This is a genomic window from Streptomyces canus (assembly GCF_030816965.1).
GTDB lineage: Bacteria > Actinomycetota > Actinomycetes > Streptomycetales > Streptomycetaceae > Streptomyces > Streptomyces canus_E.
Window position 1 is genome coordinate 3398912 of the sequence record NZ_JAUSYQ010000002.1, and the last position, 14707, is coordinate 3413618.

Here is a 14707-nt window from a genome sequence, read left to right on the forward strand (position 1 = left end):
TCGGCGTACGATGGCACGCATGCCCGAGCTCAGCCCTCGCCGACGCATGCTGGTACTCGCGATCTGCTGTATGAGTCTGCTGATCGTGAGTCTCGACACCACCGCCCTCAACGTCGCCCTGCCCGCCATGCAGCGGGGCCTGGACGCGAGCACGGCGGGTCTCCAGTGGACGATCGACGCGTACACCCTCGTCCTCGCCTCGCTGCTGATGCTGGCCGGCTCCACGGGAGACCGGATCGGCCGCAAGCGCGTCTTCATGGCGGGCCTGATCGTCTTCACGATCGGCTCCGCGCTGTGTTCCGCCGCGCCGAACCTGGAGGCGCTGATCGCCTTCCGCATGGTGCAGGCGGTCGGCGGTTCGATGCTCAACCCGGTCGCGATGTCGATCATCACCAACACCTTCACGGACCCGCGCGAGCGCGCCCGGGCGATCGGGGTGTGGGGCGCGGTCGTCGGCATCTCCATGGCCGCGGGACCGCTGGTCGGCGGCGTACTCGTGGACTCGGTCGGCTGGCGCTCGATCTTCTGGGTCAACCTGCCGGTCGGCCTCGCGGCCCTGCTGCTCACCCTGCGGTACGTCCCCGAGTCCCGGGCGCCCAAGGCCCGCCGCCCCGACCCGGTCGGACAGGTCCTGGTGATCGCGCTGTTCGGCTCACTGACGTACGCGATCATCGAGGCGCCGGCCTCGGGGCTCTCCTACGTCCTGCCCTTCGCCGTCGTGGCCGTCGTCGCCCTCGCCGGACTGCTCTGGTACGAGCCCCGGCGTGACGAGCCCCTCATCGACCTGCGGTTCTTCCGGTCCGCGCCGTTCAGCGGGGCGACGGTGATCGCGATCAGCGCGTTCGCGGGTCTGGGCGGGTTCCTGTTCCTGTCCACGCTGTATCTGCAGAACGTCCACGGCCTGGACGCGCTGCACGCCGGCCTGTGGATGCTGCCGATGGCGGTGCCGATGTTCCTGTGCGCGCCCCTCGCCGGGCGGCTGGTGGGGAGCCGGGGGCCGCGGCTGCCGTTGGTCGCGGCGGGAGTCATGATCACCGCCAGCGGGGTGCTGTTCGCCGCCTTCGACGCGGAGACCTCCGATGTGACGCTGTTCCTCGGCTACCTGCTGTTCGGGATCGGCTTCGGGCTGGTCAACGCGCCGATCACCAATACGGCGGTGTCGGGGATGCCACGGGCCCAGGCCGGGGTCGCGGCCGCCGTCGCCTCCACGAGCCGTCAGCTGGGGCAGACGCTCGGGGTCGCGGTGATCGGGGCGGTGCTGGCTGCCGGGGTGAGCTCCTCGTCGTACAAGGAGAAGTTCGTGCCGGCCGCGGTGCCGGGGTGGTGGATTCTGGCCGGCTGCGGGCTTGCCGTGCTGGTGCTCGGGGCGGCGACCACTGGGCCGTGGGCCCGGCGTTCCGCTGAGCGGACGGCCGAGCGGTTGGAGTCGGCCGAGGTACGCGAAGCCGCCGGAGTCAGCGCGTAGTCAGCCCACCGAGCGCAGTTGCTTCAGTACCGTTCGCTCCACAACAGGTACAAACCTCTGCCCCGCCAGCGCCAGCGTGATCGCCGCCGCCACCCCCGCCCATGCCAGCGGCCCCAGCGGCGTGCAGCCGAACAACTGGCTCACGCCCGGGATTTCCACCACGGCGAACAATGCCACCGCCGAGCCCAGGGACGTGAAGCGGACCAAGGGGCTCTCCCGGCGGTCCGCCCAGGTCTGGGCCAGCTGCGTGCCCACCACCGCGCACAGCGCCATCGTGGTCGAGCGGCGGGCCGTGCCCGGGGTGAAGCGGCCGATCAGCCAGGCCACGGTGGCGCCCAGGCAGGTGGTGATCGCGCGGTCGCGGATCTGCCGGGTCAGAGCGGCGCCGAGGATCGTGTCGACCGAGGGCTCGTCCTCCGTCGGTTTCTCCGTCGGCGTCACCGCCACCGCCATCGCCGGGAACAGGTCGGTGAAGAGGTTCACCAGGAGCATCTGGCGGGTGGTCAGGGGTGCGGCGCCCGACAGGAGCGTGCCGAGGATGCCGAAGCCCACCTCGCCCGCGTTGCCGCCGATCAGGATGGCGATGGCGTCGGCGACGCTGTGCCACAGGGCGCGGCCCTCGCGGACGGCCTCGATGAGGGCGGTGAGGTCGTCGCCGGTCAGGACGAGGTCGGCGGCGTTGCGGGCGGCGGCCGAGCCGCGGGCGCTGATGCCGACGCCGATGTCGGCGGCGCGGATGGCGGCCGCGTCGTTGGCGCCGTCGCCGACCATGCCGACGACCCTGCCCGCGTCCCTGAGCGCCTCGACGACCTGGAGTTTCTGCTCGGGCGCGACCCGGGCCACGACATCGGCGTCGCGCAGCATCCGGGAGCGGGCCGAGCGGTCGGCGGCGGCCAGTTCGTCGCCGGTGACGACTGTGGCGTCCTCGGGCCAGCCGAGGTCGGTGGCGATGGCGTGGGCGGTCTGCGGGTGGTCGCCGGTCAGCACGACAGGCCGTACGCCCGCCTCACGCAGTCCGCGGACCAGGTCGGGGGAGGTCTCCCGGGCGACGTCGGCGAGGGCCAGCAGACCCACGAACTCCAGGTCGCGCAAAGGCTCTTCGAGTGCGGCCTTCTCGTCGCCGTCGAGCGGACGCCGGGCCACCGCCAGGACGCGCAGGCCGTCCCGGGCCAGCGCCTGGGCCTGTTCGGAGGCCTCGGCGGGCAGGTCGGCGCAGGCGGGCAGGACGGTCTCGGGGGCGCCCTTGAGGACCAGGACCGGGGAACCGTCACCCGGGCGCCCGACGGCGGCGGCGTAGCCGCGGCCGGCCTCGAAGGGGAGGCCCTCCAGCTGCGTCCACTCCTCGTCGGGGGCGGCCGCGTCCAGGACGGCCTCGTCGGTGGCGTGGGCCGGGCGCTGCTCGGAGTCGCCGTCGAGCTGGGGGCAGGCGCGCGCCGCGACCCGCAGCGGGCCGTCCGCACCCGGCTCGTCGAGGGTGTGGACCGTGCCGTCCGCGTCGGTGACCCGGACCAGGCGCAGCCGGTTCTCGGTGAGCGTGCCGGTCTTGTCGAAGCAGATGGTGTCCATGCGGCCCAGGGCCTCCAGGGTGCGCGGGGCGCGGACCAGGACGCCGTGCGCGCTGAGCCGGCGGGCCGCCGCCAGCTGCGCGACCGTGGCCACCAGCGGCAGCCCTTCCGGTACGGCGGCCACCGCGACCGCGACCCCGCCGCTGACCGCCTGGCGCAGGGGCGTGCCGCGCACCAGGGCGAGCCCGGTGACCGCGGCGCCGCCCGCCATCGTCAACGGCAGTGCCTTGCGGGTCAGTTCCTGGAGCCGGGCCTGGACTCCGGCGGCGGCCGGGGTACGGGCGGCGAGCGCGACGGCGCGGGCGGCCTCGGTGCGGTCGCCGGTGTCCACGACGACCGCGCGGGCCTGTCCGGCCACCACGGTCGTCCCCTCGAAGACCATGCAGTGCCGCTCGGCGACGGGGGCGTGCGGGCTGGGGTCGGTGCACTTGTCCACCGGGAGGGACTCGCCGGTCAGCGCTGACTCGTCCACTTCCAGGCCGTCCTCCCACAGCAGGCGGGCGTCGGCGGGCACGACGTCGTCCAGCGTGAGCTCGATGACGTCCCCCGGGCTCAGCTTGGCGGCGTCGACGACATGCGGTTCCGCGTCCTCCTCCGCGACCCGGGCCTTCTGCTTCTGCTGGGCGAGCAGCCCGGACAGGGCCCGCTCGGCGCGCAGCCGCTGGAGTCCGCCGACAAGCGCGTTCAGGTCGAGGGCGCCGACCACCAGCAGGGCGTCCATCGCGGACCCGAGGATCGCGGACGCGGCCGAGCCGACCGCCAGGACGGGGGTGAGCGGGTCGTCCAGCTCCCCGCGCACGGCCCGGGCGAGCTGCGCCGACCACCTGGCGGGGGCCAGCACGGGCAGTCGTACGACGGTGTCGGCGGCGGTGCGGACCCGCGCGGTCGTCTGCTCGACGAGCGTCGGCTCCGGGGGTGCCTCCTGTTCCAGCCGGTCGCGTACGTCGTCCGGGTCCAGGGCGTGCCAGGCCACCCGGGGACGCGGGTGCGGGAGGCTCGCGCCGGCCACGCGGAGGGCCGCGCGGGTTCCGGTGAAGAGGGCGGCGGCCGCGGCCGCGTCGACGGGTGCGTGCCGGAGGCCGGGGAGTGCCGTACGGCGTCGGCCGCGGCCCGACTCGCCGACGGCGACGAGGAGTCCGGACAGGGCGGCGCCCGAGCGGGCCAGGGTCTGGGAGCGGCGGCCGACCGCGCGGGCCGCCGGCACGGCCGTCAACAGCCGCCAGACGTCGGGCAGTCCGTGCGGGGCGAGGACATCGGCGCCCCAGGCGACCGCGCAGCCGCCGTCGGTGAGGGAGACGGCCACGTCGCCGCGGAGAAGTCCGGCGACGACGTCGGCGTCCTGGGGGCGGGCGATGGTGAGAACGCCACCGCCACCCTCGGCGTCGTCATCGCCATCGGCGTCGTCGCGGAGTTGGTCGACGATGTCCCTCAACGGCCGCTCGGCGTCCACGACTTGGTCCGCGAGGCCGGTGAAGTCGGCCAGTGCCGGGTCGTCCACGACGACGACGCGGAGTCCGGCGCGCCGGGCCGCGTCCAGCACGGGCTCCGCCCAGGGGTCTGCGCCCGCGCCCGGGGTGCGCAGGGCGCTCGGGTGCAGGAGGACGGTGCCGACGGTCTCCAGTTGTCGCAGCCGGTCCGGGTCGCGCACCAGGACGCCGGAGCGGGACAGCGCTGCGCTCAGTACGGCGTGGAAGGCGGCGGGACCGTAACGCGCGGCCTTCGGGGAACCGGCGAGGACCGCCTCGGCGGCCTCGGTCACGTCGTGTTTGACGAGCAGCGCGGCGACGGCGCCGGCGATGCTGCCGGCCGCGGCGTGGCCCGCGTACTCCTGGGCGGGCGAGGGGCGTGGCGGCGGGCGCAGGGCCAGGTCCGCGGGCAGGCTGTCCCGGTCCGGGACGCACAGGTCGTCGTGGACGGCTTCGAAGGTGGCCGTCCGTACGACCGCCTCCACCAGCTGGCAGGTGCGCAGCGTTCCGTCGAGCAGCAGGGAGGTGGGACTGTGGCCGGCGCCGTGCACGGCGGCGTTCACGACGGCCAGCGCCACGTCCATCCGCGCGTTCCCGAGCCGCCCTCGCAGCCAGCCCCTGAAGCGAGGGTTCTCCCGCAGCAACGTCACCACCGCCGTCACCGGCCGCGGCGAGGCCGGCAGCCGCAGCGCGGACCCGGCGAACGCGGCGGCGACTCCGACGGCGTCGGCGGCGAGCGCCACGCCGGCGGTCCGTATGGAGCCGGGGTCACCAGGGTGGGCGAGCTCCTCGACATCCTGGCCGGCCGCCACCAGCCCGTACCGCTCGGCGAGCACCGAGACCCGCTCGACGACCCGCTCGGTGGCCACTCCCTCCGCCGCGGTCACGACGAGCCGCCCCAGGCCCTGGTCCCAGTAGGCCAGAGCGATGTCGGGGTGTTCGGCGAGGGCGGTGACAAGACGGCGGGCGCGGTGTTCGGTACGGGTGGAGCGCGGCGGTGCGGACGAGGGGCCGGCACCGGCCTCCGTGTCGGCCCGCTGTTCTCCGTGCTCTCCGTCCGTGTCCGTCTCCGCGCGCAGCGCCAGATGGGCCCGGTGGCCCGCTCGCCAGTCCTGGGGTGCTCCCGGGAGGGCTGCGCGAGCGGCCCTCGTCGCCCGTGCCGCGAAGTCCGCTGTGCGTACGCCTGCCCGGGCCGTTCCGGCCACCGCTCCCGCGGCCGCGCCGACCGCGGCGGGCGTGTTCCTGGCCAGCAGGCGCGGGCCGGCCAGGACGAGGCCCGCGGCGGCGGTCGTGAGTCCTCGGTTCATCGCTGGTCCTGGTCCTCAGTCCCCGGATCGGGTACGGCTCGCGGTGGCGCCGCCGGGCCGCCCCGGTCGGACGGCGACGCCGTCTCGTGCGGAGGGAGCTTGTCGGAGGGCGTGCGGAGGGACGGGGAGGGCGATGAACCGTACGACGAGTGGGACGGCCTGCCGTGGGACGACGCCAGTACCCGGGGTGTGGGCCGGCTCTCGTCCCCCGACTCCTCCGGCTCCCCCGGCCTCGGCTGGGTCAGCCACGCCACCGCCGCCCCAGTGACCGCGACGGGCCACTCGACGACTCCCGCGACGCCGAGTACCCCGGCCCCGGCGTACACCGCGAGCCGTCGGCCGCGCGGGGACACCGCCCCGACCCGGTCCAGCGCTCCACCGGCCACCCGGCCCACCGTCCCGGCCCCGGGAACCCTCCCCAGTACCGACACGGCCGCCCGCAGCGGCTGTGGAAGCCCCTGCGCCGTTGACGGTGATCCTGACTCTGCTACCTGCTGCGACGACTTCTGCTCGGCCATGACTCGCCTCGCCTGTGGGGGGTCTTCTCTTCGCACCGACCGGGTTCCCGCACAGCGGGCGATCATCCCCACCGGCGACAACCGGTCAGGCGCTCTGGAGCACCGGCCGCTCCGCGTCCCGCAACGCCTTGGAGAGGTTCTCCGCGTGGGGGTGGGGGTTCGTGCGGGGATAGACGTAGTGCAGGACCGCGGGCGGGGCGCCGGTGAGGGGGAGGTACAGGACGTCGGGGTCGGGATGCTGGGCGGCGACCGACTTCGGAAGGACGCCCACGCCCCGGCGGGCGGCCACGGCATGCAGGTACTCGTCCAGGTTGGCGGCCTCGCAACCGATCTCGGGCCGGGCGTCGGCGGGCCAGTCGCCGGGCGCCAGAGTGCCGCTGACCGTGTTCAGGACGAGACAGCGGCGGCCCAGGTCCCGCCAGCCGACCCGGGAACGCGTGGCGAGCGTCGAACGGACCGACACCGCGGCGACCCGCTCCTCGCGGGCGATCTCCACGGTGTGGAGGCGGGGATCCTCGACCGGGCCCCACAGCAGCGCGGCGTCCACCGCCCCGGTGTGGACACCGGCCAGCCGCTCGTCCCGGCGCACCGGCTGGACCAGGATGTGGTGCCGGCTTTCGACGAGGTCGATGGCGTCCCGGCCGCGACGGCGGGGGAAGCCCCAGGTGTAGCCGAGGCTGAGGGGCTCCTCCTGCGGGACGGGACGCAGGGCCGCTTCGAGGCGGGGCAGCAGGACCTGGAGTTCGGCGCGGAGGCGTTCACCGTCCGGGGTCAGCCGGGGGTGGCGGGTGGTCCGGTCGAGCAGCCGGCAGCCGACGTGGTCCTCCAGCCTGCGGATGGTGCGGCTGAGCGTGGGCTGGGGGATGCCGAGCCGTTCCGCGGCCCAGGTGAAGTGCTGTTCCTCCGCCAAGGTCAGGAAACAGCGCAGCTGTTGCAGTCCTACGTCCATTGTCACGACGGTACTACTCACCCGCGGTGACCGATTCCGGCGTGCGCGCGTTCCGGCCGGGCTCCTCCTCCGCGTCGGCAGATCGCGGCATGCGAACCAGGACCAGGTGCACCACCAGCCCGACGGCCACGAGCGCGCCCGTCCAGTACGGCAGGTCCGCGGGGGCCACTCCGGCGGCGAGGGTGACTCCGCCCAGGGCGGAGCCGAGCGCGCTGCCGAGGTAGACGGCCGAGCTGTTGAGGGAGACCGCGACGGGCGCCTGGTCGGGGCGGGCGGCGATGAGCTGGTGCTGCTGGGGGACCTGGAGCGCCCAGCCGGTCGCGCCCCACACCACCAGCGGCACAGCAAGAGCCCAGGTCGCCCGGGCCGCGACGGGCAGCAGCAGGTGGGAGAGGCACAGCAGGAGCAGGACGACGGTGACGACGGCGTAGGGCCGTCCCGTGCGGTCGACGATCCGGCCGATCAGCAGGCTTCCGGCCACACCGCCCAGGCCCCAGGCCCACATCGCGCCGAGCGTCGAGTCGATGCCGCCCGCGTCGGTGAGGAAGGGCGCGAGATAGGTGTACAGGCCGAGGCTGGTGACACCGGCGATGAGGGACACCCCGGCGATCGCGGCCACGGGGCGCCGGGCCAGGATGCGGGCGCGCTCGCGCAGGGGCGGCGGCGGGGCGGCCTCCAGACGGGGCAGTGCGAGGACGATCCCGGCGATGGCCACGGCGCCGAGGCCGGTGATCAGCCAGAGCGTGCCGCGCCAGCCGACGTGGTCGGCGAGCAGCACGCCCACCGGTACGCCGATCACCGTGCCGATGCTCATCCCGCCCATGACCAGGGCGAGGGCCCGGCCGCGCCGTTCCTCACCGGCGAGGGAGGCCGCGGTGGCGGCGGCCATGGGTGAGTAGACGCCCGCGCCGACGCCCGCGAGGGCCCGGGCGACGAGCAGCACGGCCAGGCTGCCGGCGAGGGCGGTGAGCGCGTTGGCGGCGGTGAACAGCAGCAGGGCCGCGGTCAGGATGGTCTTGGCGGGCCGTCCGGCCAGCGCGGTCGCGAACACCGGTGCCGCGAGGGCGTAGCAGAGGGTGAAGAGGGTCACCATCTGGCCCGCCGCGGACTCGCTGGTGTGCAGGTCGGCGGCGACCTTGGGCAGCAGCCCTGCCATGACGTAGGCGTCGAGGCCGAGCGCGAAGGCTCCGAGGACGAGGAGGTAGAGCCGGTTCATGGGGGTGGTAGGGGTGGGTGTGGTCATCCGAGGCGCTCCCAGTCCACTTCGGTCACCGGAGTGCGGCCCTGCGGGAAGTAGCGGGCCGGCCCGGTGGTGCGGGCGGCGGTTTCGATGTCGTTGAGCAGGCGCTGCGTCCCGACGGACTCGGCGAGCCCCGCGAACGGCACCCTTGGCGGTGTCCCGTCGGCGACATGGCGTACGACGTCCGGTGCGAGGCGGCGGAGTTTGACGACGGCGCGCTGTGCGTCGGGCACCTGGACGTCCCTGGTGTCGATCTCGCACAGGGTGTGTTCCCGGCCGTCCTCGCGCCGCCAGACGCGCAGGTGGTCGGCGTCCCAGACGGGGGTGTCGTAGACGCAACTGGCGTACACGAGCTGTCCGCGCCGGTCCCGGAAGGCGAGGTCGACGGTGCGCTGGCGGACGATGTTGGTGAAGCTGCTGTACACCGTCACCGGGGCCTCGCCGAGCGTGGCGGTCAGGGCGACGCTGTCGAGGACCTCGGGTCCCGAGACCGAGAAGTCGGAGGTGACGCCGAGAGCGTCGCGCACCTTCAGGGGCTCGTCGCCTCCCGTGACGTACCGGGCCAGGTCGAGGCTGTGGATGACCTCGCTGGTGACGCCGACGGTCGGGCGGTGGTCGTTGATGCGGTCCTTGCCCCACGTCAAGTGGGCGCGGACGAGCCCTAGTTCGTGCTCGTGGACGTCGGGCAGCAGCCTGAGCAGGCACTGGAGGGTGGCGTCGTTGGAGCCGTAGCCGCTCAGGAAGACCAACGCCGCCTCCTTGCCGTGCCATTCGGCGAGCGAGGTCTCAAGTGCCCGGAGTGGGCGTGGGTTCCGCCGATGTTGCGTGAACCGCCTGATCCGGCCCGTACTCGTCGACCGCGCGGTGCATGGCGTCCTGCCCGCCGGTCGATGTCCACGAACTCCCGGTACTGTCCGCCCGCTTGCAGGTCACGCAGTTTGGCCGACAGGAACTGCTCGTACACGCTGTTGCTCTCCCCTGTGACTGGGCCGTGCTTGTGGCACGGTCTCGATCAGTCCGGGAAGTACACCGAGCGGACGGGGGCACGATCCAATACACCAGGCGCATGTTGCATCCATCTGGCGCATACGACGAGGTGGGAGCGGTGCGGGAAGGGCGCTGAGATCTCGCTCACGCAGGACGCGAGGTCCGTTCCAGAGCGATCGCGTGCAGCTTCTCCAGCCGCAGCCGGGATTCCTCGTCCGCGGGGGCGTAGGTCACCATGCGCGGCCCTGCCTCGGGGCCGAGCCACAGGTCGGTGTGGTCGACGGAGACACGGCCGACGTAACGGTTCATGAACTCCTTGCGGCGGCCCCGGTGTTCGATGACCTCGTGCCGGTCCCAGACCTCGCGGAACTCCGGGGACTCCGTGCGCAGCCGCTTCAGGAGCATCTTCCAGCCGGGCTCGGCGAGGTGTCCGGCCATGGTGGCACGGAGGCGGGCGGCCATCAGGCGCTGCGCCTCCGGGAGGTGGACGATCGCGGAGCGCCAGTCGTCGTTGGTGTAGCAGAGGACCATGCAGTTGCGGTCCTCGGGCGGCACCGCGTCCAGGTCGCACAGCAGCAGGCCGTAGGTGCGGTTGTAGGCGAGGATGTCGTAGCGGCTGTTCTGCACACAGGCCGGGACCGGCTCAAGCTGTTCGAGTACCTGCCGGATCGCGGGGGTGATCGACGGGCAGACGGTGGCCGGCGTCGGGTCGACGGCCCCGGCGAGCTGGAAGAGGTGCGAGCGCTCGGTCGGGTCCAGCAGCAGGGCGCGGGCGAGGGCGTCCAGGACCTGCACGGAGACCTGGATGTCACGGGCCTGCTCCAGCCAGGTGTACCAGGTGACGCCGACCGCGGAGAGCTGGGCGACCTCCTCCCGGCGCAGACCCGGGGTGCGGCGTCGGCGGCCGCGGGGCAGACCGACCTGTTCGGGGGCGATGTGCTCGCGGCGGTGGCGCAGGAAGGCGGCGAGCTCATGGCGCCGGATCGCCGAGGCGGACGCGGTCGCCGTCACGGGTACGGCTGTCTCCTGGGCCATCGTCGTCATGCCTCCAGCCTGCCTGCATCGGAACCCTGTTGCCAGGTGGTTCTTCTACCAGGATAAGAAGACTCTGGTACCCCTCTGGGAGCGGGCGCAGGCTCATGGGTGTGACCACCGAAACCACCACTCCACACTCCGTCCGCCCGGCCGCGCCACCCCAGCTGGGCGGCCTCGGACTGTTCACGGTGCTGCTCGCCGCGGCACTCCCCCTCATCGACTTCTTCATCGTCAACGTCGCGCTGCCCACCATCGGCGCGGACCTGTCCGCGAGCGAGTCGGTCCTCGAACTCGTCGTGGCGGGTTACGGATTGGCGTACGCCGTCCTTCTCGTCCTCGGCGGCCGCCTCGGCGACCTGTTCGGGAGGCGCCGGCTGTTCCTGGGCGGCATGCTGGCCTTCGGGCTGACCTCGCTGGCGTGCGGGCTCGCGCCGACCGCGTGGACGCTGGTCGCGGCGCGGGTCGCCCAGGGCGCCGCGTCGGCGGCGATGCTGCCGCAGGTGCTCGCCACGATCCAGTCGGCGACGGCCGGTCCCCGCCGGGCGCGGGCGATGGGCCTGTACGGCGCCACGGCGGGCCTCGCCATGGTGGCGGGCCAGATCCTCGGCGGTGTCCTGGTGGCGGCCGACATCGCGGGCACGAGCTGGCGGGCGGCGTTCCTGGTGAACGTCCCGGTCGTGCTGCTCGGCCTGTTCCTCGCGGCCCGTACGGTCCCCGAGACCCGTTCCCCCCGCCCGGAGCCGGTGGACGGCCCCGGCACGGTCCTGCTGGCGGCGACCCTGCTCGCGCTGCTGGCCCCGCTGACCGAGGGCAGGGCGGCGGGCTGGCCGCTGTGGACATGGCTGTCGCTGGCGGCGTTCCCGTTCCTCGCGGGGGCGTTCTTCGCGGTGGAGCTCCGGGCGGACCGCGAGGGCCGCACTCCCCTGGTTCCGCCGAGCCTCTTCGAGCTGGTGTCCCTGCGCCGCGGTCTGCTGCTGATCCTGCCCTTCTCGATGGGTTTCGCGGGCTTCATGTTCGTGATCGCGGTGGCGCTTCAGGAGGGGGCGGGCCGCAGCCCCGTCCAGGCGGGTCTCGCACTGGTCCCGCTGGCGGTGACGTTCCTGTTCACGTCGGTCGCCGGACCGCGGCTGATCGCCCGCTACGGCACCCGGGTGGTGACCGCGGGCGCGCTGATCCAGGGGGTCGGCCTGGGCCTGATGATCCTGGCCGCGCACTCCTCCTGGCCTGACCTCGGCCTGCTTCCCCTCCTCCCCGGCGGCGCGATCGCCGGAGTCGGCCAGGCCCTCCAACTGCCCGTGGTCTTCCGGATCGTCCTGTCCGAGGTGCCGCCCGCCCGGGCCGGTGTCGGCAGCGGCGTGATGGTCACCACCCAGCAGGTCTCCCTGGCCCTCGGCGTGGCCACGCTGGGCAGCCTCTTCCTCGCTCTGGCGCCGGGCATGGGCATGCGGGACGCCCTGGTGACGACGCTCCTCGTCCAGCTGGCCGGGGTGGCCCTGACGGGCGTACTGAGCCTGCGTCTACCGCGCACGATCGACTGACCGGGCCGCCGGCCTGGCTCAAGTCCTGGCGAACGCCCCGTGAAGATACTGCTGTTGATGTTGTTCTTGCTGCACACTCCTAGCCGGAGGCGAGGCACATGTTGCAGATCAACACGAGCAGGGTGAGCCGCTGGGACCAGCACGGCCGCGAACACGTGGTCCAGGTGCAGCGCAAGGGCGCGCAACGCACGATCAGATGTGACACCTGCGGCTGGCGCAAGGGAGCGCAGTTCCTGCCCTGGCTGAAGGCGGAGGAACACCTGGCGGAGGCACACCAGGCGACGGTGGACCCGTCGCAGACGTAGCGGCGGTCAGGCCTTCAGGCCGCGTACCAGCAGCTCCAGCAGCGCCGTGAACTCCTCTTCCGCACCCGGCTTTTCCCACTCACCGGCATAGCCGGGGTCGTGGAAGCGGGCGGTGGCCTGGAAGAGGGCCAGGGCCGTGGTGGCCGGGGCGGTGACGGTGAAGGTGCCCGCGTCGATGCCGTCCTGGACGACGCGGGTCAGCTGGCCGGTCAGCTCGGTGAGGTGCTCGACGACCGCCTCGACGTTCTCACCGGTCAGCACCGTGTACGTGGCGAACAGTTCCGGATCGTCTCCCGCCTTGCGGCGTTTGGCCTCGAAGAGCGCGGCGAACCACTCCCGCAGCCGGGCCTCCGGGTCACCGTCCGCCTCCGTGATCACGGCCAGCATCCCCGTCGTCCGGTCCAGCCACCGCTTCGTCACCGCCTCCCGCAGCGCCGCCTTCGTCCGGAAGTGCCGGTAGACGCTGCCATGGCTGACGCCGAGCGCGCGCGCCACGTCGACCACGGTGGCCTTGGCCGGGCCGTGGCGGCGCAGCACCTCCTCGGTTGCTTCGAGGATGCGCTCGGCGGTCAGGGTCTCGGTGCTCGGTGGCATGCCTAGACCGTACCTGGCACGGTGTTCATCGTTCGCTGTCGAGCATGGCCATCAGGGGGGCCGCGTACCGCTGGCCGGCCGCCGCGTCCGCCGGTACGGCGTCCTCGATGGCCGCGAGGTCGGCGGCGTCCAGGGCCACGTCCAGGGCGCCCAGTGCCTCGCCGAGCCGTTCGCGGGTCCTCGCGCCGACCAGCGGCACGATGTCGTCACCTCGTGAGAGCACCCAGGCGATGGCGATCTGCGCGACCGTGACGCCCTTCTGTTCGGCGATCTTGCGCAGGGACTCGACCAGCGTGAGGTTGTGCTGGAGGTTCTCGCCCTGGAAGCGGGGCGAGTGGGCACGGAAGTCGTTCGCGGCGAGCTGCCGGTCGGCCGTGAGGTGGCCGGAGATCAACCCGCGTGAGAGCACTCCGTACGCGGTGACGGAGATGCCCAGCTCGCGCAGGGTGGGCAGGATCTCCCGCTCGGCGCCACGGGATATGAGGGAGTACTCGATCTGGAGGTCGGTGATCGGGGCGGTCGCGGCGGCCCGGCGGATGGTGTCGGCGCCGACCTCGCTGAGCCCGATGTGCCGGACCCAGCCCTTCTCGACCAGTTCGGCGATCGCGCCGACGGTCTCCTCGATCGGCACCTGCGGGTCGAGACGGGAGGGGCGGTAGACGTCGATGTGGTCGACGCCGAGGCGCTGCAGGGAGTACGCGGCGAAGTTCTTCACGGCGGCGGGGCGGCCGTCGAAGCCGGACCAGGCGCCGTCCGGGTCGCGCAGGGCGCCGAACTTCACGCTGAGCAGCGCGTTCTCGCGCAGGGCGGCCGGAGCGGTGCGCAGTGCCTCGTTGATCAGCAGTTCGTTGTGGCCCATGCCGTAGAAGTCGCCGGTGTCCAGCAGGGTGACGCCGGCCTCCAGGGCGGCGTGGATGGTGGCGATCGACTCCGCGCGGTCCGTCTCGCCGTACATGCCGGACATGCCCATGCAGCCGAGGCCGAGGGCGGAGACCTGGGGGCCGGTGGTTCCGAGGGTTCGGGTTCGCATCGTCATGCCGTCCACCTTGCCATGACAGCTGACAGATTTCAATATCTGTCAGCTGTCACCTGTCCTGTGGCGGTCACGCGTCGGTCGTGGCCAGCTTCGCTCCGAGCAGTACGAAGGACGCCGCGAAGCTCCGCCGCAGCCAGGCCATGACCCGGGGCCGGGAGATCACATGGCTGCGGACGGAGGCCGCGAGCACCCCGTAGGCGGCGAAGACCACGAAGGTCGCGAGCATGAAGACCCCGCTCAGCACCAGCATGCGCGGCAGGGCGCGCGGCTCGGCCGGGCTCACGAACTGGGGCAGGAACGCGAAGAAGAAGATCGTCAGCTTCGGGTTGAGGAGGTTGATCAGGACACCCCGGGCGATCACGCGTCCCGCGGACAGCGGCGCGCCGCCCTGGTCGACCTCGATCACCTCTTTGTCCCGCACGGTCGCCCAGGCCATGTACAGGAGGTAGGCGACCCCGGCGCACTTGACCGCCTGGAACGCCACCGCACTCGCGTTCAGCAGTGCGGCGAGCCCGGTGACGGTGGCCAGGACGTGCGGCACGATCCCGAGCGTGCAGGCGAACGCGGCGACGACGCTCGCGCGAGGACCACGGGAGAGCCCGGCGGCGAGCGTGTAGACGACTCCGGTGCCGGGAGTGGCGACCACGACGAGGGTGGTCAGGAGAAAGGCGAGGCTCATGGGGCCAGCCTGGACATGGAACG

Annotated in this window: 12 protein-coding genes; 3 read left to right on the plus strand and 9 right to left on the minus strand. The window is 73.1% G+C overall.

What is annotated here, in order from left to right:
- Nucleotides 1–19: 19 nt before the first annotated feature.
- Entirely contained in the window at nucleotides 20–1465 is a 1446-nt protein-coding gene (locus QF027_RS16500; RefSeq protein WP_307075352.1) for an MFS transporter, read from the plus strand.
- Here QF027_RS16500 and QF027_RS16505 read toward each other — a convergent pair whose 3' ends face one another.
- The 6 genes from QF027_RS16505 to QF027_RS16530 all read right to left on the minus strand — a co-directional run bounded on the left by QF027_RS16505 (nucleotide 1466) and on the right by QF027_RS16530 (nucleotide 10541).
- Nucleotides 1466–5803 carry a cation-translocating P-type ATPase gene (locus QF027_RS16505; protein ID WP_307075354.1) on the minus strand — a complete coding sequence of 1446 codons (4338 nt, stop codon included), beginning with the start codon at nucleotides 5801–5803 and terminating at the stop codon, nucleotides 1466–1468.
- Nucleotides 5800–6189, minus strand: coding sequence for a hypothetical protein (locus QF027_RS16510; RefSeq protein WP_373432060.1), 390 nt, complete (start codon nucleotides 6187–6189; stop codon nucleotides 5800–5802). Before QF027_RS16510 ends, QF027_RS16505 begins: the two co-directional genes overlap by 4 nt.
- A gap of 217 nt (nucleotides 6190–6406) precedes the next feature.
- The gene (locus tag QF027_RS16515; RefSeq protein WP_306981518.1) at nucleotides 6407–7270 is read right to left on the minus strand and encodes a LysR family transcriptional regulator; all 864 of its coding nucleotides are present in this window, start codon (nucleotides 7268–7270) and stop codon (nucleotides 6407–6409) included.
- 13 nt (nucleotides 7271–7283) lie between these two features.
- Nucleotides 7284–8513, minus strand: a complete 1230-nt coding sequence (locus tag QF027_RS16520) for an MFS transporter (protein WP_307075358.1) — start codon at nucleotides 8511–8513, stop codon at nucleotides 7284–7286.
- Nucleotides 8510–9259 (minus strand): hypothetical protein, encoded by a 750-nt coding sequence (locus tag QF027_RS16525; RefSeq protein WP_307075359.1) that lies wholly within the window; start codon nucleotides 9257–9259, stop codon nucleotides 8510–8512. Before QF027_RS16525 ends, QF027_RS16520 begins: the two co-directional genes overlap by 4 nt.
- 382 nt (nucleotides 9260–9641) lie before the next feature.
- Nucleotides 9642–10541: an MmyB family transcriptional regulator gene (locus QF027_RS16530; protein WP_307075360.1), complete on the minus strand. Its 900-nt coding sequence runs from the start codon at nucleotides 10539–10541 to the stop codon at nucleotides 9642–9644.
- 95 nt (nucleotides 10542–10636) lie between these two features.
- Between QF027_RS16530 and QF027_RS16535 the strand changes: the two genes are divergently transcribed.
- Both QF027_RS16535 and QF027_RS16540 read left to right on the plus strand, forming a co-directional pair.
- On the plus strand, nucleotides 10637–12070 hold the full coding sequence (locus QF027_RS16535; protein WP_307075361.1) for an MFS transporter: 1434 nt from the start codon (nucleotides 10637–10639) through the stop codon (nucleotides 12068–12070).
- A 98-nt stretch (nucleotides 12071–12168) separates the two neighbouring features.
- Nucleotides 12169–12375 (plus strand): hypothetical protein, encoded by a 207-nt coding sequence (locus QF027_RS16540; protein ID WP_069759084.1) that lies wholly within the window; start codon nucleotides 12169–12171, stop codon nucleotides 12373–12375.
- 6 nt (nucleotides 12376–12381) lie between these two features.
- On the opposite strand, the gene QF027_RS16545 is transcribed toward QF027_RS16540, so the two are convergent.
- The 3 genes from QF027_RS16545 to QF027_RS16555 form a co-directional block, all read right to left on the minus strand.
- The gene (locus QF027_RS16545) at nucleotides 12382–12969 is read right to left on the minus strand and encodes a TetR family transcriptional regulator (RefSeq protein WP_307075364.1); all 588 of its coding nucleotides are present in this window, start codon (nucleotides 12967–12969) and stop codon (nucleotides 12382–12384) included.
- A gap of 25 nt (nucleotides 12970–12994) precedes the next feature.
- A complete protein-coding gene (locus QF027_RS16550; RefSeq protein WP_307075366.1) occupies nucleotides 12995–14005 on the minus strand; it encodes an aldo/keto reductase in 1011 nt (336 codons plus the stop codon).
- A 67-nt stretch (nucleotides 14006–14072) separates the two neighbouring features.
- On the minus strand, nucleotides 14073–14684 hold the full coding sequence (locus QF027_RS16555) for a LysE family translocator (protein WP_307075368.1): 612 nt from the start codon (nucleotides 14682–14684) through the stop codon (nucleotides 14073–14075).
- Nucleotides 14685–14707 lie beyond the last annotated feature (23 nt).